Origin of the sequence: Amycolatopsis sp. MtRt-6, assembly GCF_017308975.1 — a bacterium.
GTDB lineage: Bacteria > Actinomycetota > Actinomycetes > Mycobacteriales > Pseudonocardiaceae > Amycolatopsis.
Window position 1 is genome coordinate 345,689 of the sequence record NZ_JADWPD010000003.1, and the last position, 18,049, is coordinate 363,737.

Consider the following 18,049-nt stretch of genomic DNA (forward strand, 5'->3'; position numbering starts at 1 on the left):
TCTAGCGAAGGTACCGCGCGGCGGCCGCGCCCCGCCACGCCCCGGCCCCCGGGGGGGGAGGCCCCGGCGCAGCGGGGGGGGGCCACCGGGTAACCCGCCTTCGCGAAGGCCTTGGCCATCGGGACGTTGCCGACGTCGGTGCCCGCGACGATCCGGTCCGCGCCGTAGCCGACGAGGTCGTGCGTGGCCTCGACCAGCAGGTCGTAGGCGTAGCCGTGGCCTCGCTGCTCGGGCACCACGGCCACGTAGCCGATCACCGGGTCGTAGACGTTGCGGCTGGGCAAGGTAAGGCCGACCAACTCGCCTTCGCGCGTGTACGCCAGCCGCCACCAGTCACGCGGCCCCGGCATCCACTTCATCAGGTCGAGGTCCTCCTGCGCGGCCGCGTCGAGGCCGTGCTCCTCGATGGTCTTCCGCGCGTGCGCGTCGAGGCTGCCGACGTGCACCCGCTTGAAGACGTCGAGGATGACGTCGTCGTCTGGCTCCGGCCGGAACTCGAGCCGGCCGGGCTTCTCCGGCAGGCCGTTTTCCGGGGTCCAGCGGAAGCGGTAGCGCTCGACGAGCTTGCGGTAGCCCGCCTTTTCGGCCGCCTCGACCCGGCCGTTCACTTCGCGTGCGACGTCCGGATCGTCCTGCCAGCCTGGCGGCGTGTGCAGGGCGTACTCGGCACGCAGCGGCGCCGTCTTCAGCAGCTCGACCGCCGCGTCGAAGTCGGTGAAGTCGAACCAGTCCAGGGCGACCGGGTCTTCGCCGGGCTTGGCCCACCAGGCGGCCCGGGCCACGACGACGTCGTCGCGCAGCGCGACCCAGACCCGCTCGGGCGGGTATTCGCCCCGCTTCGCCATCTCGGTGAAGTCGTCGCCGAGCAGCTTGCGGCCGACGAGACCGCGGTCGGGCAGGGAGGTGAACAGTGCTTCTTCGCCCGCTTCGAGCGGGCGAATGACCAGATCGGTCATGAAAGTCCTTCCAGGAGTACGCGCTCCCGGTCAGACAGCCGGCACCCTCGCGGCGAGGTGGGAGCGCGCGATCGGTTGCGTGATCATCGTTCCCACCTCCTTTCTCCTGTTCGAGGGTGCGCCGGTGACCTTAGTGGCACCCGCCCGCGGTGATCAACGTATTTTCTGCAGCACCACCCGCGTGCTCAGCCGCGGTTCGGCGTAGGAGTGCGACGCCTCCACGACGTACTCGCCCGCGATGTGCTGCCAGCCGTCCTGCCAGACTTCGGCCGACCTCGCCGCGATGACGACGTCGGCCTCGACGGTCTCGCCGGGCCGGGCTTCGACGCTCGCGAACCCGGCGAGCCAGCGCCGCGGGCGGTCGCCGCGTTCGGTCGGGACGAGATAGATCTGGACGACTTCGCGCCCCTTGCGCGTTCCGGTGTTGCGTACGCGGACCCGGACGCGCGCGCCGCCTTCGTCGTCCGGGTAGGCGTCGAGCTCTTCGTACTCCCACGTCGTGTAGCCCTGGCCCTGACCGAACCAGTACGCGGGTTGCCGGTCGGCGCGGGCCCAGGCGCCGTAGCCGATGTACACGCCTTCGTCGTATTCGAGCACGCCGTCTTCCGGCGTCACGTTGGTGACCGGCGCGTCTTCCAGCTTCGCCGGCCAGGTCGTGGGCAGGCGGCCGCCGGGTTCTTCGCGGCCGAAGAGAACGTCGGCGAGCGCGTCGCCGCCGGCCTGGCCGGGGAACCAGGTAAGCAGCACGGCGGCGACGTCGTCGCGCCACGGCAGCTCGACCGGGGAGCCGGCGTTGACGACCACGACGGTGTTCCGGTTCGCCGCGGCGACGCGCGCGACGAGTTCGTCCTGGCGCCCGGGCAGGGCGAGGGACGTCCGGTCGAAACCTTCGCTCTCGACCTCGGCGGTCGTGCCGACCACGACGACGGCGACCTCCGACTTCGCCGCGAGGGCCACGGCTTCGTCGAGGCTCGCGTCCGGGTCGAGGACCGGGCCGCGGTGGCCGAGCGCGAAGGTGACCCAGGCGAAGGTGCCCCTGGCGAACTCCGCCATCTCCGAGGGGATCCAGTAGGTCAGGCTGACGTCGACCGGCTCGCCCGCGGTCAGCTCGACCTCCCGCCGCTGCTCGTGGACCTGCATGACGGACGTGAAGATGTCCCCGCCTTCGGGGAGGTTCACGCCGTCGAAGACGGTGTGGCCGGCGACGGTGAGGCGGAGGTCGCCCGGACCGGTGATGCCGAAGGTGTGCGTGCCGCTGCGGTCCGGCAGGAACGTGCCGGCGATCTCGACCGAGCCGAGCGTGCCGATGTCGAGGCCGGCCGGCAGTTTCGCCGATCCAGTCGATCCTGGCTTTGCGCAAGGGGAATTCCGCGAGTTCGGTGCCGTCGGCGGCGCGGGCGGTCGCGCGGAGCCGGAAATTGTCGGTGGCGGTCGGTAACGTCGTGCGCGGATCGGCACCGGGTGCGTAAGCGAGCTCGGTACCAGCGGGAACGGCGGCTTTCAGGCCGTCGAGAGGGGAGGCGACGTGGTCGGGGAACACGGTGGCACTGCCGCCGCCGAGGATCTTCGGGTCCGCGGCGAGCGCGCCGATGAGCGCGATGCTCTGCGGGTTCCGCAGGGGCAGCACGCCGGTTTCGTTGCGGAGCAGCACGAACGACCGGTGCGCGACCTCGCGCGCGACCGCATCACCGTCCATATCGGACGCTTCGGGCGCGGGGGTGTCGCCGAGCGCGCCGGTCCGGTGGGCGAGCAGGAGCACGCGGCGCACCATGGCGTCGACCACTGCTTCGTCGGCTTCGCCGCCACGCACCGCTTCGGCGAGCCGGTCGCCGAACACCGTGCGGGGGCCGGGCATGGCCACGTCGAGGCCGCCGTTGGCGGAGGCGACGGTGTCGCGCGCGGCCAGCCAGTCGGAGACGACGAAGCCGTCGAAACCCCATTCGCCGCGCAGCACGCCGTTGACGAGTTCGGCGTGCTGGGTCATCGTGGCGCCGTTGACACCGTTGTAGGCGGCCATGATCCCCCACGGCTTCGCGCGCCGGACGATGAGCTCGAACGGCGCGAGGTAGAGCTCGCGCAGGGCACGCTCGCCCACGCGCACGTCGACGGTGAAGCGTTCGGTCTCGAAGTCGTTGGCGACGAAGTGCTTGACCGTGACGGCGACCCCGCCGTCCTGCACGCCGGTGACGTAGCCGGCGCCGATCATCCCGGTGAGGAGGGGGTCTTCGGAGTAGCACTCGAAGTGCCGTCCACCCAGTGGCGAGCGGTGGAGGTTGACCGTCGGGGCGAGCAGCACGTGCACGCCCTTGCGCCGGGCTTCCTGCGCGAGCAGGCGGCCGGCCTTGACCGCCAGGCGCGGGTCCCAGCTCGCGGCGAGCGCGGTCGGGCTGGGCAGCGTCACCGAGGGGTCGTCCGGGCTCCAGTGCGTCCCGCGGACACCCACCGGGCCGTCGGAGAGCACCAGGGAGGCGAGCCCGATCCGCGGCAGCGCGGGCAGCGACCAGACGTCCTGACCGGCGAGCAGGCTCGCCTTCGCGTCCAGGTCGAGTTCGGCCAGCAGGGCGTCGACGTCGAAGCTCATGCGCATCCTCCGGGAACGGTCCTGCTGTCACCTTACCTGGCGATGAGTAGTGAACGTTATGTTCTCGTGACATTTTCTGCCGTAGGCTCGGGATCATGACCCGGGCCAGGGGCGCCGACCGCCGAGCCAGCATCGTCCGCGCGGCGTTCGAGGTGATCGCCGAGCGCGGCTACCGCGGCACGTCACTGGCCGCGGTGGCCGAGCGCGTCGGGCTGACGCAGCAGGGGCTGATGCACTACTTCCCCACGAAGGAAGATCTGCTGACGGCGGTGCTGGAGACCCGCGACGAGTGGGACCTGCTGCACTTCGGCCACGCCCGGCCGGGCGACCCGTCGGCGATTTCGGTGAGCCAGCTGGCGGAGCTGGTCGACTACAACGCCACGCGGCCGGGGATAGTCCAGACGTACACGGTGCTGTCGGCGGACAGCGTCACGGAGGACCACCCGGCGCGGCAGTACTTCCACGACCGCTACGCCCGGGTCCGGGCGGGCATGACCCAGATGCTCGAACGCCACCGCGACGAGCTGCCCCCGGGCACCACGCCGGAACAGCTGGCCCCGATCGCCATCGCGGTCCTCGACGGCCTCCAGCTGCAGTGGCTGCTCGACCCGGAGGAGGTCGACATGTCCGCCGGGTTCCGCACGTTCCTGACCCTGCTGGGGGTGAAGCCGGACTGACGGTCAGCCCATTCCCACGCTCTGGCGCTCCACCTCGATCAGCAGGACGACCCGCTCCTGCTCACGCGGGTACGGACCACCGGTGTACTTGGCCGCGATCCGGTCGACGATCGCCCAGGCGGCGTCACCCTCGACCCACTCCACCACGCGCCCACGGATGATCACCGGCTCGAACGGGTTGTCCACCGGGGTCAGGGAGAGCGCGACACGCGGGTCACGGCGCAGGTTGCGGGCCTTGCGGGAGTCCGGCCCGGTGAGGACGGCGATGCGGTCGCCTTCCGGGTCGACCCAGACCGGGACGGAGTGCGGCGCGCCGTCGGGCAGGACGGTGGCCAGGTGACCGGTCACGGTCGTGGCGAGGACGCGGCGGACGTCGGCGTCAAGCATGGTCGGCTCCTTGGGTTTCAGGCGACGGGGTTTCCGGCGACGGAGTAGTGGAGGTGGGTGACGCCGGGCGCGGCCACGGCCTCGATCAGGCTCAGCCGCACGTGCGAAGGCAGCTCCCGGAAGAACGACCGGCCACCACCGAGCAGGACCGGCACCTGGTGCAGCACGACTTCGTCGACGAGCCCGGCCCGCAGCGCCGAGGCCAGGACACCGCCACCCATCAGGCCGACGTCCTTGCCACCGGCCGCCTCGCGGGCCGCCGCGATCGCGTCCTCGACGTTGCCGACCAGGGTCTGCCGCTCGGTCAGCTCCGGCGCGGGCCGGTGGCTGACCAGGAACAACGGCGCATTCGGGTGCGGGCTGCCGCCGCCAAAGCGCTCCGAGTCCTCGTAGGTGTTGCGCCCCGCCACGATCGCACCCACCCGGCCGGCGAGCGAGTCGAAGACGCGGGCGCTCGGCTCGCTGAGCTTGAAGAAGTCGAAAACCCGGCTCCGCGTGTCCCCGTCGGAGTACCAGTCGAAGAGCATCCCACCGTCGCCGAGGCCCTGACCGGGGCGAGCGCCGCGACCGGTGATGTAGCCGTCGACCGACACGGCGTGAGCGCTGATGACCTTGCTCATCGGGCATTCCCTTCTGGGTTCCTTCAGGAGACTCCAGAACCGTAGCAGCTCAAGTTCCTTAAGGGAACCCCGAGTGCTAGCCTGGGTTCATGCAGCGCACGAACTTCAGCGAACTGGCGGCCTGCTCGATCGCACGCACGCTCGACGTCATCGGCGAACCGTGGTCACCACTGATCCTGCGCGACGTGTGGGCCGGGATCAGCCGGTTCGAGCAGCTCCAGGCGGACCTGGGCATCTCGCGCAAGGTGCTCACCGAGCGGCTCAACCACCTGGTGGCCGAGGAGGTCCTCGAGCGCCGCCCGTACGACAGCCGTCCGCGCTACGAGTACGTGCTGACCGAAAAGGGCACCGAGCTGGTGGACATGCTCATGGTGATGACCCGCTGGGGCGACAGGTGGCTGGCGGGCAAGGCGGGCCCCCCGGTGCTCTACCGCCACCACGCGTGCGGCGAAATAGGCACCGTAGACCTGCGCTGCACCCATTGCGGCGAGCCGATGCACGCCACCGACATCGACTTACTGGCCGGCCCCGGCTCCACCCGCTGAGCGACGCCGCTACAGCAGCCGCGGCTGAGCCACCACCGCACGCAACCGCTGGAGCGTCCGCAGCGTCGTCTCCAGATCCTCCAGCGGCACCTCGGCCGCGATCTCCTCCGCCCACGCGACCTGCGCCTCCCCCAAGGCCCGCATCGCCGCGCGCGCCTGCCGCGTCAACGCCAGCAACGGCGCCCGCGCGTCGGCCGGGTTCGGCAGGCGGTCCAGCATTCCGTTGCGCAGCAAGCGGTTCACTGTCTCCTGCACACTCTGCCGCCGCAGCCCGCGGCGGCGGGCCACCTCCGCAGCCGTCGCCGGGCCGTCCTCGAGGAAGCCCAGCACCTGCCACTGGGCCGCCGTCAGCCCGACCGGCGCCGTCAGCGCGTCGCCCGCGGCGAGGAAACCGCCGTTGCAGGCGAAGACCGCGTCGATCACGCGGGTGAACGTCTCGGCTCGATGCGACCGCATGCGTGCTAGTCTCGCACATCGACAGGTACCTGTCGAAATGGAGACGACCATGGACATGCCCCGCCTCGGCCCCGCGCACGACGCGCTGAAGGCGTTCGTCGGCGACTGGACCGGCACCGAAGAGCTCGCCGCCTCGCCGTGGGCGCCGGCCTCGACCGCGCGCGCCGACTGTGAATACCGCTTGGCGCTCAATGGCTTCGCCGTGGTCCAGCACTACCGGCAACGCCGCGAGGACGGGTCGGAGTTCCTCGGCCACAACGTCTTCACCGCCGATCCGGCCACCGGCGAGACGCTCTGGTACGGCTTCGACAGCTACGGCTTCCCGCCCGCGTCGCCCGCCCGCGGCAGCTGGACCGGCGAAACGCTGACCCTCGAAAAGCACACCGCGCGCGGGGTGGCCCGGCACCGGCTCACCCCGGACGGCGGGACGCTGACGCACGAGATCGACGTCCGGATGGGTGAAAACCCGGAGTACAGGCCGTTTTTGCGGGCCAGGTACACCCGGAAGAACCAGTAGCGCCCCCGAAATTGTCGGACCCCCGGAGTACAGATGAGGGCGTGTCCGGAACCACCGACCCGCCCCCGCTGATCGGGGTCGAAAACGTCAAGATGCCCGAGTGGGCGCGCGTCGACGAACGCGTGGCCGCCGCGGGCTTCGCCCAAGCTGTGCGCACGCTGCCCACCGCGATCTCCGTCGTGCTGCGGCTGGCGTGGCGGACATCGCCACGGCTGACGCTGCTGGCCGCCGTGGTGCACGTCGCCTCCGGCTGCGTCACCGCGTTCGGGTTGCTCGCCACCGCGAACGTCTTCACCGCGCTGCTCGAACAAGGCCCGACGCCGGATCGGGTGCTGCAGTCGCTGCCGGCGATCGCGGTCGTCACCGGGTCGTACGCGGCGCGCGCGCTGCTGGACGCCGCCGTCGCCGCCGTCGAGGGTGCGTTGCGGCCCCGGGTCACCGCGGCGGCGGACGACGCGGTCACGGCCTCGGTCGTGCGCGTCGGGCTGATCGCGTTCGAGGACGCGGACTTCCGCGAACTGGCCCGGCAAGGCGCGCGGTTCGGGGTGCGGGCCATCGAGACGAGCCTGCGGCGGCTGGCCGACCTGACGTCGTCGGTGATCTCGCTGGCGGCGGCGATGATCACGGCCGGGCTCCTCAACCCGTGGCTGGCCCCGGTGCTGCTGCTCGCCGCCGCGGCCGACGGCTGGGCCGCCGCGCGCGTCGCGAAGCTGAACTACCGGCACTTCCTGGACACCGTCGGGCGCAACATCCGCAAGTCGGTCGTCGAAGAGGTCGCCACCTGGCGTTCGATGGCCCTCGAGCGGCACGCCCTGACGCTGCAGGAGCCACTGCTCGGCGAGTACCGGCGCATCTCGCGCAGCCTCACGCGCGAGGAGATCCGGCTGGCGCACCGGAGCAACCTGGTGCGCACGAGCGGGCGGGCCGCCGCGGGCTTCGGCACGGCCGTCGCGTACCTCGTGCTCGGCTGGCTGCTCTACACCGGCGCGATGGAGCTGGCACTGGCCGGCACGGCGGTGCTGGCGATGCGCACGGCGTCGACGGCGCTGTCCAACACCATGCGCGCGGTCAACTCGCTGTACGAGGACTCGTTCTACATCGGGTTCTACAACCAGCTGCTCGCGGAGTCCCGGAAGCGGCAGCCACCGCCGACGTCGATAGCGGCGCCCGCCGACCCGGCCGAGATCCGGCTCGACGGCGTCACGTTCACCTACCCGGGCCGGGACAACCCGGCCCTGCGGGACATCTCGCTGACGATCCGGCGCGGCGAGGTGGTCGCGCTGGTCGGCGAGAACGGTTCGGGCAAGACGACGCTCGGCAAGCTGCTCACCGGGCTCTACCCACCGGACGAGGGCACGGTCAGCTGGGACGGCGTCGACCTCGCGCGAGCCGACCCGGCCTCGGTGCACGCGAACATCGCGGTGATAGCGCAGGAACCGGCGGAGTGGCCGATGACAGCGGCGAACAACATCACGGTAGGCCGCCTCGGCCGCCCCGACCCGGAGCGGCAGGCGTGGCGCGAAGCGGTCGACTACTCGGGCGCGGACGAGGTGATCGCCTCCCTGCCCGCCGGCGAGAAAACGGTGCTGTCGAAGAAGTTCGACGAGGGCCACGACCTGTCGGGCGGCCAGTGGCAGCGCATGGGCATCGCGCGCGGCATCTACCGCGACGCCGCGGTCCTGGTGGCCGACGAACCCACGGCGGCCCTCGACGCCCGAGCCGAAGCCCGGGTGTTCGCGGGTCTCCAGCACGCAAGCCGATCAGGCCGCGGCCGCCGCACGACGGTCCTGGTGACCCACCGCCTGGCCAACATCCGCTCGGCAGACCGCATTTTGGTACTGGAGAAGGGAAGGCTGATCGAGCAAGGAACCCACGACGACCTGATCCGAGCGGGCGGCGTCTACCACGAGCTGTACGAGATCCAGGCCCGCGCCTACCGAAACGGCGCCCCATGACCAGCCGCGCGTCGGTTTCGGCGCACCACGCGCCACCACGACCACCACCAGCCGGTCACCCGCCGGCCGACCCCGCTGCCACGCGAGTCGACCTTCCAATCACGCGAGCCGACCTCCCGGTACGCGAGTTCGCCGGCCCGGTTCGCGTCACTCGCGTGCCTGGAGGCGGATCTCGCGTGATTGGGCGCGTATCTCGCGTGATTGGAGGGGTATCTCGCGTGATTGGCGGGGCAACACGGCTCAGGTGGCGAGGGTCAGGGAGCCCAGGTGGGAGAAATGGGCGGCGACGCGGGAGCTGCGGCGGAGCGGGACCGCGTCCGTCATGCCACCCGTCAGGACCAGCCAGCCCGGCTCCAGAGCCAGGCCTCGGGCCGAAAGGACGTTGGCCGCCAGCGCGAGAGCCTCCGCCGGGTGGCCCATGACCGCCGCGCCCGTGGCCGTGTCGACGATCTGGCCGTCCACCTCCAGCAAAGCGGCCTCCAGGGACAAGTCCAACGACGAAGGCGGAACCCCGACCGGCCCCACACTGAAGTACGCCGACGAGCCGTTGTCCGCGACGGCGTCCGGGAGCGTGAACCGGTAGTCCTCGTACCGGCTGTCGATCACCTCGATGCCGCCGTACACGCGGTCGACCGCCGCGAGGGCCGTGGCCGCCGTCACGCCCGGGCCCGCCAGGCGGCGGCCCAGCACGAACACCAGCTCCGGCTCCGCGCGCGGGTGGATCAGCGACGGCACCGGGACACCCGCCGGCAGCACCATCGCGTCCGTCAGCCAGGCCAGCAACGGCGCGTCGATCCCCATCCGCTGCTGCTTGGCACGGGACGTCAGGCCCAGCTTCACCCCGACCAGCGTCTCGCCGCGGGCCCGGCGCTGCCGCAGGGCCTCGTCTTGGATCGCGTACGCCGTGTCGACGTCCAGATCCGGCCACTCGGCCGAGAGCGGCGCGCGCTCCGAAACCGTCTCCAGCAAAGAAGCAGCCGCTTCTCGCACGTTCATGCGTCCTCCGATGAAGCAGCAGGAGCGAAGACCGCCGTGACACTGCCGACCCCGGCGATCGTGGTGACGATCGTGTCGCCCGGCGACACCGGGATCGCGCGGGTCATCGACCCCGGCAGCACGACGTGCCCGGGCTCCAGGGTGACGCCCAGCGGGCCCACCGTGTTCGCGAGCCACACCAGCGAGTTCAACGGCGACCCGAGCACCGCGCCGCCCGCGCCCGTCGCCGCCACCACACCGTTCTGGTACAGCACGCACCCCGCGAGGCGCAGGTCGGTGGCCGAAAGCGCGGTCGGGCTGCTGCCGAGCACCACCCCGCCGGACGACGCGTTGTCGGAGATCGTGTCGAACAGGGAGATCTTCCAGTCCTGGATGCGGGAATCGACGATCTCCAGCGACGGCAGCACGAACTCGACGGCCCGGACCGCGTCGGCGACTGTGACGCCCGGGCCGCGCAGGGCCGAGCCGAGCACGAACGCGATCTCCGGCTCGATCCGCGGCTGCAGGAACGCCGACGTCGGGATCGGCTGGTGCTCCAGGTGGAACATGCTGCCGGTCAGGTGCCCGTAGTCGGGCTGGTCGACACCCATCTGCCGCTGCATCGCCGCCGACGCGAGGCCGACCTTGTGCCCGCGGACGGCGTCGCCGCCCTCGACCCAGTGCCGCACCTGCTCCTGCTGGATCCGGTACGCGTCCTCGACGCCTGCGTCGGGATACGTCTTGATCAGCGGCTCGATCGGCTCGCGCGTGGCATAAGCCCGCGCCAAAGCCGAGGCGGCCTCCTGCACCTCGCTGACATCCACCTCCGGGACTCTGCCGTGCCCACCGCGCGCACACAAGCGACGACGTTCCACTCAACGGAACTCTCGCCAGACAACCTCTTGCGCGCGAGATAAATCGGGCGTACCGTCGAGGACACACCAGGAAGGGACGTGAGGGACATGGCACCGACCCAGGCCGAGGTCGCCAAGCTCGCCGAGATCCGGGACGAGCTGCGCGCGCGCCACCTGCGCCCGGCCGCCGAACGCCCGGCGACGAACGGCCGCGGCATCCACCACACCGCGCTGATCTCCAGCGACGTCGAGCGGACCATCGAGTTCTACCAGGACATCCTCGGCTTCCCGCTCACCGAGCTGATCGAGAACCGCGACTACCCCGGCTCCAGCCACTTCTTCTTCGACGTCGGCAACGGCAACGCGGTCGCCTTCTTCGACCTGCCCGGCCTGGACCTCGGCCCGTACGCCGAAGTCCTCGGCGGACTGCACCACCTGGCCCTGTCCGTCACGCCCGAACGGTGGAGCGCGATCAAGGACAAGCTCGACGAAGCCGGCGTCCAGTACCTGCTGGAGAGCAAGACGTCCATCTACCTGTCCGATCCGGACGGTGCCCGCGTCGAGCTGATCTCCGACCCGCTCGGCGAGATGTACGGCGAGAAGATCGGCTGAAAGCGTGGTCCAGGCGTCGCGCGCCAACTAGCCTGTGCGCGACGTCTGGAGGTCCGATGCCCGACTGGTCGCTCTCCCGCGCGAAGGCGCGGCTCGATCACCGCGAACAGCTCGACGAGCTCACCGCGCGCACCCGGTTCGAGGTGCGGCTGCACCTCAACGAGCCGGCCACGAACGGCGCCTACGACGAGCTCACGAGCATCTTCGCGATCGGGCACGGCGAATGCGCCGCCCTCCTCAAGCACCACCGGCTGCTGCCGTGGTGGGAACGCGCGCTGCTGTTCCGCTACGCGCGGCGCCTGCACGGCAAGGCGATCACGCGCAGTGTCGGCGTGGTTCCCGCCGAGGTCGCGCCGCAGGCAGCCCGCGCGTTCGGCGCGGAGATCGCCGAGCTCGCCCCCGGCTCCGGGGACACCGGCGCGAAGTACGACCTGCAGGGCCGTGGCCTGCTGACCGTGTTCCGGATCGCCGTCGGCGCCAAGGGCGAGATCTGGCCCGACCGCCACGAGGTCGCGACGACGTCCGCCCGCAACATCCTGACCTGCGCCGCGACCTTCGCCCGCCGGAAGCCGTGGCACGTTCTGTGGCCCGTCTACCGGGTGCGCGGCCTGCGGCTCTGGAAGCTTTGACGCCGCTCGCGCGTTCCCCCGGTATGAACGCAGAGGAAATCCTCGCCCAGGCGAACACCATCGCCGTCGTGGGCCTGAGCCGCGACCCGGCCAAGGCGGCGCACGGCGTCCCCGCGGTCCTGCAAGCGCACGGCTTCCGGATCATCCCGGTGCACCCGACCGCGACCGAGCTGCTCGGGGAGAAGGTGTACCGGTCGCTGAAGGACATCCCGGAACCGGTGGACCTGGTCGACGTCTTCCGCCCGTCGCCCGAAGCGCCGGGCATCGCCGCCGACGCCGTCGAGATCGGCGCCAAGGCGCTGTGGCTGCAGCAGGGCATCGTCTCCGCCGAAGCGCGCCGGATCGCCGAAGAGGGCGGGCTCGCCTACGTCGAGGACCGCTGCACCGCCGTCGTGCGCGCGACCGCGTCGATCTCGAAGAACTAGCCCGACGCTCCGAAGTGGACGATGCGGTGGTTGCCCGGCTCGGCGACCCAGACACCGCCCGCGCCGTCGTCGGCCATGTCCCGCGGCGAACCGAGCGGCTCCGCCGTGCCGGGTAGCGCGGCGCCCGTGCGGATGTCGAACCGGGCGACGCGCCCGGTGTCGTCGACCAGCAGCCGGCCGGCTCGGTCGAGCGCGACCGCGCGGGGCCGGGCCAGGCCGCCGAACTCGCGCACGAACCCGCCCTGCCACGAAAACTGCACCACGCGGCGATTGCCGGTGTCGGCGACGTAGACGTTGCCCGCCGCGTCGACCGCCACCCCTTCCGGCGCCTTGAGCCGCCCGGCCAGGACACGCACGAGCGCGCCGTCGCGGGTGAACGCCTGGACCCGGTCGTTGCCGGTGTCCGCCACCCACACGCGGCCGCGCGCGTCGACGGCGATCCCGGACGGCGCGCGGAACTGCCCCGGCCCGCAGCCGGGCCCGCCGAACGCCCGCGGCAGCGCGGCGGCTTCACTGCTGGTCACAGCATCAGGATCACCGGCCGGGAGCCGCGGCGGCCAGGGCCTGGACGAGTGTTCAGCGACTGTTCCACCCCCGCTCACCAGCTCCAGCGGGAGCACGTCCGCCGGTCGAGGAAGCTGTACGCGGGCAGCGGCCCGAGCCAGTCGGCCTGGACGCCGTCGTCGCGCGCGAGCCCGGCGACGGTGTCCCGGACGACGAGCAGGTCGCCCAGCCCGACCAGGAACGCCCACCGCTCGTCGGCACTCTCGCCCGCCGGCAGCGCCACGGAGTCGCGGGCCCGTTCGGCGACCTGGGCGAGGAGGACATCCGAGCGGGCCGCCCGCCACGCCGATCCGGGTTCGGTGAACCGCAGGCAGACGTGCACCTCGGCCAGGCCGTCGAGCCGATCGAGGTCGGCGCGGTAGGTGCCGGCGGCCGGGGCGAGCACCTCGGTGCGGACGGTGTCCTCGTCCTCGGCCACGGTGCCGAACCGGACCGGCAGCACCGGGCCGCCCTCGACGAGCGCGGACACCACCGCCAGGTGCGCGGCCGGGTCCGGCTCGGGATCGCCGACGACCATCGCCAGGTCTTCCCAGCACACCGTCCGGCGTGCGCGCGGGTGCCCGGCCCGGACGACGCCGTAGAGCTGCAGCGTCACGGCTTTTTGGCCGGAACGGCCTGCTCCACCGCAACGGCCTGCTCCACCGGGACGGCGACGGCCGGGGTCGGCGGCGGGGGCGGGATCAGCCCGACGGTCTGCCCGAGCCCGATGGAGACCTGCCCGGGGTTGGGCAGGTTCGCCTGCGCGTTGATCCGCTGCATCGCCTCGAGGTAGCGGATGTAGGTGTCGACGCAGGCGATGACGACCCTGGCCTCGATCGACAGCAGTTCGATCCCGATCAGGGACACCTTCACCGAAGCGTCGATGACGAGTCCCTTGTCCAGCAGGATGTTGAGGGTTTCGGCGAGCCCGCCGCCCTGTCCTGGTGTGGTCACTGTCTTCGTCCTTCCGTGGCCGGGATGTCAGCGGGAATGTCAGCGGGGATGTCGTCGAGGGCGGCGCGGATCTCGGCGAACCGGAGCTCCAGCGCGATCAAAGCCTGGCCGAGCGCTTCGACCTGGGCCGGGGTGAGGGTGCCGGCGTCGAGCCGCCGCAGGGCCTGCCGCTCCAGCACCTCCTTGAGGATGTCGAGCACGGTGATGACCAGGTGACCGAGCCCGCGGCCGGCATCGGCGGCGATCCGCTCGGTCATTCGGCGGCCCCTTCGATCCCGAGCAGCAGCAACCGCAGGTCGAGCCGCACGAGATCGATGCCGGCGAGCGAGATGATCACGTCCCCGGTGACGACGGCCCCGCGGTGCACGACCCGGTCGAGCAGGTCGACGACGGCCTCGGCGGCGTTGGTGCCGGAGGGGGTGAAGACCTCGGCGAGCAGGTCGCCACGGCCGGCTCGGCTCGGCGCACCGGCGCCCATGAGCAGGTCATCGATCGCCGCCGCGGGGGTGGACACACCGGCGCCCGCCGCCGCGGGGGCCGAGGCACCACCGCCCACCGCCACAGAGGCCGACGCACCACCGCCCACCGCCGCGGGAGCCGACGCACCACCGCCCACCGCCACAGGGGCCGACGCACCACCGCCCACCGCCGCGGGAGCCGGCGGCCGTGGGCCCGCGTCAGCCATGGGCCGTCGCTCCGAGCTCGAGGTCCGTGAACGAATACGGGGGCCACGGTCCCGATGTCTCCACCGTCGCCCCCGCCGCGCTCAGCTCGCGGGCGAACCACTCCACCTCCGTGTGGAACGCCGCCTCGCGGCCCGTCTCCACCAGGTACGCCGTGTTCATCAGCACGCCGTGCGGCCTGGCCCGCTCCACGCTGTCCGCCGCGTGGCGGCGCAATGCCTCCTCGAGCCGACCGGCCGCACCGGCCACGTCTTCGCGGGCCCGCTGGATCGCCCGCAGCCGTTCGCGCCGCCGCACCAGGTACTGCGTTCCGGTCAGCCCCGCCGCGTCGGGGCGGGTCGTCGCGGCCGGCTCGGTGTGCCGGACCCGGACGCCCCACTCGCGGTGCCCGGCCACCTCTTCAAGGCAGTCGCGCGCCTGGTCGTAGCCCGCCGCCAGCAGCCGGCGGGCGGCGTCTTCGCCGTCGAGGACCGTGCCGAACCGCAGCGGCAGCACCGGTTCGCTGCGGAACACCGCGCGCACCACGGCGTCGTGCTCCCGGGCCAGCTCCGCGAGCGTGCCGTCGACCGGGTCGAGCGTGTCGATGCGGTCGAAGCGCGCCGGCGCCACTTCGGAGACGACCACGCCGAGGTCGCGGTAGCCGATGAGCCGCGGCTGCGGACCGATGTCCAGTGTGGACGGCCGGTTGCGGGTGATCGCGTACGCGCACAGCCAGTTTCCGGTGGTCACCGGGGTTCTTCCCTTCCGTCCGGCACGGGCAGCCGAGCCTCCAGTTCGGCGACGCGCGCCGCCAGGTCGGTCCCCTCGAGTTCGCCCCGCGCGGCATTCGGCGCGAAGAACGGATCGTTCGTCCACCAGTCCATGCCCATTTCACGGGCGGTCTGCGCGGACGCGATGAACAGCCGGATGCGCAGGGTCAGCAATTCGACGTCGACAACGCTGACGCCGATGTCACCGGCGATGACGACGCCCTTGTCGAGCACGCGTTCCAGAATGTCCGCCAACGAATCGGACGAAGCGGCCAATCGTGTCGACCTTCCTTTCAGGAATCCGTGGTGCCCCGCGTGAACCGCCGCAGCCGCTCACACGCGCCGAGCTCACCGTCGGTGTCGATGTCCACCCGGTAGGTGGCCATCACGCTGGTGGAGTCCGGGATCCGGGCCAGCTCGACGACGTCGATGAGCACGGACCAGCCGCCCTGGCCGCGGCTGCGGATCCCGGTCACGGCGTGCGGCGTGAGCCCGGTCACCATGCCGAACTGGGCGGTGGCCGCCTGAATGGCGTCGGCGGCGCGCAGCCGGGAAACGGTTTTCCCGGCAGCTTCGGGGGAAGTTTTGTTTTGCGCAGGGTCGTTTTGAGCAGGGAGCGGCAGTGGCGATTCCGTCATCGCTTTCCTCGTCGCGGGTGAGGGTGCCCACCGTAGCAACACGAAGGATCAACCGCAGCGCCGTCGCGGGACGGCATTTTTCACCGGTTCGCGGGTATTATTGGGCGATCCGCGGCAATCAGCGAGAGCAAATGGCGCAACCCGCGGGCGTCCGGCGGCACCAATTTCCGGAAAACGCGCGGTTGATTACGATCGGGTAACGTCTACCAGCCGGTAGCCCACGCCGCGGACCGTCTCGATGGTGCGGGTGCCGAACGGCGTGTCGATCTTGCGCCGCAGGTAGCCGATGTAGACCTCGACGACGTTCTCGTCGCCGTCGTAGTGCGCGTCCCAGACGTGGGTCAGGATCTCGTTCTTCGACAGCGCCGTCCCGGCCCGGCGCAGCAGGAACTCCAGCAGCCCGAACTCCCGCGCGGTGAGCTCGATCCGCTTTTGTCCTCTGTGGACGGTACGGGCGGAGGGGTCGAGCCGCAGGTCGCCCGCCTCCAGCACGGCGGGCCGGGCCGGGGCGCCGCGCCGCAGCAACGCGCGCAGCCGGGCGATGAGCACGACGAAGGAGAACGGCTTGGACAGGTAGTCGTCGGCGCCGAGGTCGAACGCGTCGGCTTCGTCGTACTCGCCGTCCTTGGCCGTCAGCATCAGCACCGGCGTCCAGTTCTCCGCCGCCCGCAGGCGCTTGAGCACCTCGTAACCGGACAGTTCGGGCAGCATGATGTCGAGCACCACGACGTCGTACTCGTGCTCGGTCGCCCGCCAGAGGCCCTCGCGACCGGTGTGCGCGACGTCGACGGTGAAGCCCTCGGCGACCAGCCCCCGCCGCAGCGTCTCCGCGAACTCGCGCTCGTCCTCCACGATCAGCAGGCGCACTACTCCTCCTTCGGCAGGTCGATCACCGGCAGCTCGATCACGAACCGCGCGCCGGGCTCGTCGGACTCGGCGTAGCGCGCCCGGCCGCCGTGGCGGGCCGCGATGCCGGCCACGATCGGCAGGCCCAGCCCGGTGCCGCCGTGCCCGCGCTGCCGCGACGCGTCGAGCCGGACGAACCGCTCGAAGATCCGCTCGCGGTCGGCTTCCGCGACGCCGGGGCCGTCGTCGCTCACCTCGACGACGGCGAGGTCACCGCGCACCGCGCTGCTGACGCGGATGCGCGAGCGCGCGTGCCCGCGCGCGTTGTCGACCAGGTTGCGCACCGCCCGCCGCAGCTGGGCCTCGCTGCCGTGCACCTTTGCCGGCCCAGCGCGGACCTCGACGTCCGCCGTGGTCTCGCCGCGGACCCGCTCGGCTTCGGCGCGGACGATGTCGTCGAGGTCGACCTCGGTGCGCTGCGGCCGGTCGGTGGCATCGTCGGTGCGGGCCAGCATGAGCAGGTCGTCGACGAGCTCGCGCAGCCGCGCGGTCTCGCGGCCGATCACCGGCACCAGGTCGCCGGTGCTCTCCGGGTGCCGCCCGGAGACGTCGAGAGCAGTGCTTATCGTCGAGAGCGGTGATCTCAGTTCATGGCTGGCGTCCGCGACGAACCGGCGCTGCGCGGCCTGGGCCGACGCGAGCCGGGACAGCATTTCGTTGAGCGTCACGGCCAGGCGGTACACCTCGTCGCCGCCCGGTGGCAGCGGCACGCGCGCGGCGAGGTCGCGCGTCGAGATCTCCGCGACGGTCCGGCGCATCCGCTCGACCGGCCGCAGCGCCGAGCCGACCGCGCGATACACCGCGAGCCCGGCGATCGCCAGCAGCGGCACGGCGATCAGGCCGAACAGCAGCGTCAACCGCGTCGAGGCCTCCGTCACCGGTTCCAGCGAGCGCGCGGAGATGACGGTGAACGGCCCGCCCGGCCCGTTCACCTCCTGCGACACGACGCGGTAGTCGTCGTTGTCGCCGTTCAACCCGAGCGGCAACGTCTCGACCATCTCGTGCCCGACGGCGGGGCGGGCCGTGGTCAGCGGCGGGTGCCCGACGATCGCCGGGTCGCTCGCGATCGGCGTGCCGCGCGCGTCGAGCACCTGCGTGACGGCCTCGGTGTCGCCGGTGCTGGCGACGTCGCTCGCGCTCAGGTCACGCGCGCCTTCGCGGATGAGCTGGATGGCCACCTGACGCCCGGTACCGCGGGCACTCTCGGTGACGCTGCGGTCGAGCGACTCCTCCAGCAGCAGCACCACGACCACGCCGGCGGCGGCGATGGCCAGCGCCAGCGCGAACACCGCCACCGCGGTGGTGCGCATCCGGACGCCGGTCGCGGCGATCACCTTGCCCAGTCTCACCAACGCAGCGTAACCGGCCCCAAGCGCCCCAATGTGGC

The 18,049-nt window shown here is 71.8% G+C and carries 23 protein-coding genes and 2 pseudogenes; 7 read left to right on the top strand and 18 right to left on the bottom strand.

Annotated elements, in window-relative coordinates; all coding sequences use genetic code 11:
* Positions 1 to 83 precede the first annotated feature (83 nt).
* The 3 genes and pseudogenes from I4Q55_RS07900 to I4Q55_RS49035 all read right to left on the bottom strand — a co-directional run.
* Positions 84 to 956 (bottom strand): annotated as a pseudogene (locus I4Q55_RS07900) (GNAT family N-acetyltransferase); the annotation flags it as partial.
* Positions 957 to 1,109: 153 nt separating this feature from the next.
* Positions 1,110 to 2,414, bottom strand: a complete 1,305-nt coding sequence (locus I4Q55_RS49030; protein ID WP_307793150.1) for a glycoside hydrolase family 3 C-terminal domain-containing protein — start codon at positions 2,412 to 2,414, stop codon at positions 1,110 to 1,112.
* Positions 2,415 to 2,442: 28 nt separating this feature from the next.
* A pseudogene (locus I4Q55_RS49035) lies at positions 2,443 to 3,543 on the bottom strand (glycoside hydrolase family 3 protein); the annotation flags it as partial.
* A gap of 89 nt (positions 3,544 to 3,632) precedes the next feature.
* On the opposite strand from I4Q55_RS49035, the gene I4Q55_RS07910 reads away from it, so the two are divergent.
* The gene (locus I4Q55_RS07910; protein ID WP_206785344.1) at positions 3,633 to 4,214 is read left to right on the top strand and encodes a TetR/AcrR family transcriptional regulator; all 582 of its coding nucleotides are present in this window, start codon (positions 3,633 to 3,635) and stop codon (positions 4,212 to 4,214) included.
* Positions 4,215 to 4,217: 3 nt separating this feature from the next.
* Here the strand turns inward: I4Q55_RS07910 and I4Q55_RS07915 are convergent, their stop codons facing one another.
* Positions 4,218 to 4,601 (bottom strand): PPOX class F420-dependent oxidoreductase, encoded by a 384-nt coding sequence (locus I4Q55_RS07915; RefSeq protein WP_206785345.1) that lies wholly within the window; start codon positions 4,599 to 4,601, stop codon positions 4,218 to 4,220.
* A gap of 17 nt (positions 4,602 to 4,618) precedes the next feature.
* Positions 4,619 to 5,221, bottom strand: coding sequence for a dihydrofolate reductase family protein (locus I4Q55_RS07920; protein WP_206785346.1), 603 nt, complete (start codon positions 5,219 to 5,221; stop codon positions 4,619 to 4,621).
* An 89-nt stretch (positions 5,222 to 5,310) separates the two neighbouring features.
* Here I4Q55_RS07920 and I4Q55_RS07925 point away from each other — a divergent pair, with 89 nt between their 5' ends.
* Positions 5,311 to 5,766, top strand: coding sequence for a helix-turn-helix domain-containing protein (locus tag I4Q55_RS07925; protein ID WP_206785347.1), 456 nt, complete (start codon positions 5,311 to 5,313; stop codon positions 5,764 to 5,766).
* Positions 5,767 to 5,775: 9 nt separating this feature from the next.
* On the opposite strand, the gene I4Q55_RS07930 is transcribed toward I4Q55_RS07925, so the two are convergent.
* Positions 5,776 to 6,222, bottom strand: coding sequence for a MarR family winged helix-turn-helix transcriptional regulator (locus I4Q55_RS07930; RefSeq protein WP_206785348.1), 447 nt, complete (start codon positions 6,220 to 6,222; stop codon positions 5,776 to 5,778).
* A 49-nt stretch (positions 6,223 to 6,271) separates the two neighbouring features.
* On the opposite strand from I4Q55_RS07930, the gene I4Q55_RS07935 reads away from it, so the two are divergent.
* Together I4Q55_RS07935 and I4Q55_RS07940 are read left to right on the top strand one after the other, a co-directional pair.
* Positions 6,272 to 6,739 carry a DUF1579 family protein gene (locus tag I4Q55_RS07935; protein ID WP_242545485.1) on the top strand — a complete coding sequence of 156 codons (468 nt, stop codon included), beginning with the start codon at positions 6,272 to 6,274 and terminating at the stop codon, positions 6,737 to 6,739.
* A 41-nt stretch (positions 6,740 to 6,780) separates the two neighbouring features.
* Positions 6,781 to 8,694 (top strand): ABC transporter ATP-binding protein, encoded by a 1,914-nt coding sequence (locus tag I4Q55_RS07940; RefSeq protein ID WP_206785350.1) that lies wholly within the window; start codon positions 6,781 to 6,783, stop codon positions 8,692 to 8,694.
* Positions 8,695 to 8,934: 240 nt separating this feature from the next.
* Here I4Q55_RS07940 and I4Q55_RS07945 read toward each other — a convergent pair whose 3' ends face one another.
* Together I4Q55_RS07945 and I4Q55_RS07950 are read right to left on the bottom strand one after the other, a co-directional pair.
* Positions 8,935 to 9,690, bottom strand: a complete 756-nt coding sequence (locus tag I4Q55_RS07945; RefSeq protein WP_206785351.1) for a 2-keto-4-pentenoate hydratase — start codon at positions 9,688 to 9,690, stop codon at positions 8,935 to 8,937.
* The gene (locus I4Q55_RS07950; RefSeq protein WP_206785352.1) at positions 9,687 to 10,493 is read right to left on the bottom strand and encodes a 2-keto-4-pentenoate hydratase; all 807 of its coding nucleotides are present in this window, start codon (positions 10,491 to 10,493) and stop codon (positions 9,687 to 9,689) included. Before I4Q55_RS07950 ends, I4Q55_RS07945 begins: the two co-directional genes overlap by 4 nt.
* Positions 10,494 to 10,631: 138 nt before the next feature.
* Between I4Q55_RS07950 and I4Q55_RS07955 the strand changes: the two genes are divergently transcribed.
* The 3 genes from I4Q55_RS07955 to I4Q55_RS07965 are packed head-to-tail and all read left to right on the top strand — an operon-like array spanning position 10,632 to position 12,189.
* Positions 10,632 to 11,135, top strand: coding sequence for a VOC family protein (locus I4Q55_RS07955; RefSeq protein WP_206785353.1), 504 nt, complete (start codon positions 10,632 to 10,634; stop codon positions 11,133 to 11,135).
* Between the two features lie 56 nt (positions 11,136 to 11,191).
* Positions 11,192 to 11,764, top strand: coding sequence for a hypothetical protein (locus I4Q55_RS07960; protein WP_206785354.1), 573 nt, complete (start codon positions 11,192 to 11,194; stop codon positions 11,762 to 11,764).
* A 23-nt stretch (positions 11,765 to 11,787) separates the two neighbouring features.
* Positions 11,788 to 12,189 (top strand): CoA-binding protein, encoded by a 402-nt coding sequence (locus I4Q55_RS07965; protein ID WP_206785355.1) that lies wholly within the window; start codon positions 11,788 to 11,790, stop codon positions 12,187 to 12,189.
* Here the strand turns inward: I4Q55_RS07965 and I4Q55_RS07970 are convergent.
* The 10 genes from I4Q55_RS07970 to I4Q55_RS08015 all read right to left on the bottom strand — a co-directional run bounded on the left by I4Q55_RS07970 (position 12,186) and on the right by I4Q55_RS08015 (position 18,011).
* Positions 12,186 to 12,713, bottom strand: coding sequence for an NHL repeat-containing protein (locus I4Q55_RS07970; protein ID WP_206785356.1), 528 nt, complete (start codon positions 12,711 to 12,713; stop codon positions 12,186 to 12,188). The genes I4Q55_RS07965 and I4Q55_RS07970 overlap by 4 nt on opposite strands.
* Positions 12,714 to 12,787: 74 nt before the next feature.
* The gene (locus tag I4Q55_RS07975) at positions 12,788 to 13,348 is read right to left on the bottom strand and encodes a GvpL/GvpF family gas vesicle protein (RefSeq protein ID WP_206785357.1); all 561 of its coding nucleotides are present in this window, start codon (positions 13,346 to 13,348) and stop codon (positions 12,788 to 12,790) included.
* Positions 13,345 to 13,686 (bottom strand): gas vesicle protein GvpJ, encoded by a 342-nt coding sequence (gene gvpJ, locus I4Q55_RS07980; protein ID WP_206785358.1) that lies wholly within the window; start codon positions 13,684 to 13,686, stop codon positions 13,345 to 13,347. The genes I4Q55_RS07975 and gvpJ (I4Q55_RS07980) overlap by 4 nt, the downstream gene beginning before the upstream one ends.
* Positions 13,683 to 13,943 (bottom strand): gas vesicle protein K, encoded by a 261-nt coding sequence (locus I4Q55_RS07985; protein ID WP_206785359.1) that lies wholly within the window; start codon positions 13,941 to 13,943, stop codon positions 13,683 to 13,685. The genes gvpJ (I4Q55_RS07980) and I4Q55_RS07985 overlap by 4 nt, the downstream gene beginning before the upstream one ends.
* A complete protein-coding gene (gene gvpJ, locus I4Q55_RS07990; RefSeq protein WP_307793151.1) occupies positions 13,940 to 14,200 on the bottom strand; it encodes a gas vesicle protein GvpJ in 261 nt (86 codons plus the stop codon). Before gvpJ (I4Q55_RS07990) ends, I4Q55_RS07985 begins: the two co-directional genes overlap by 4 nt.
* Before the next feature lie 163 nt (positions 14,201 to 14,363).
* A complete protein-coding gene (locus I4Q55_RS07995; RefSeq protein WP_206785360.1) occupies positions 14,364 to 15,098 on the bottom strand; it encodes a GvpL/GvpF family gas vesicle protein in 735 nt (244 codons plus the stop codon).
* Positions 15,095 to 15,394: a gas vesicle protein gene (locus I4Q55_RS08000; protein WP_206785361.1), complete on the bottom strand. Its 300-nt coding sequence runs from the start codon at positions 15,392 to 15,394 to the stop codon at positions 15,095 to 15,097. Before I4Q55_RS08000 ends, I4Q55_RS07995 begins: the two co-directional genes overlap by 4 nt.
* Before the next feature lie 17 nt (positions 15,395 to 15,411).
* Positions 15,412 to 15,756: a gas vesicle protein GvpO gene (gvpO, locus tag I4Q55_RS08005; protein WP_206785362.1), complete on the bottom strand. Its 345-nt coding sequence runs from the start codon at positions 15,754 to 15,756 to the stop codon at positions 15,412 to 15,414.
* Between the two features lie 186 nt (positions 15,757 to 15,942).
* Positions 15,943 to 16,623 carry a response regulator transcription factor gene (locus I4Q55_RS08010; protein WP_206785363.1) on the bottom strand — a complete coding sequence of 227 codons (681 nt, stop codon included), beginning with the start codon at positions 16,621 to 16,623 and terminating at the stop codon, positions 15,943 to 15,945.
* A complete protein-coding gene (locus I4Q55_RS08015) occupies positions 16,623 to 18,011 on the bottom strand; it encodes an ATP-binding protein (protein ID WP_307793152.1) in 1,389 nt (462 codons plus the stop codon). Before I4Q55_RS08015 ends, I4Q55_RS08010 begins: the two co-directional genes overlap by 1 nt.
* Between the last annotated feature and the right edge of the window lie 38 nt (positions 18,012 to 18,049).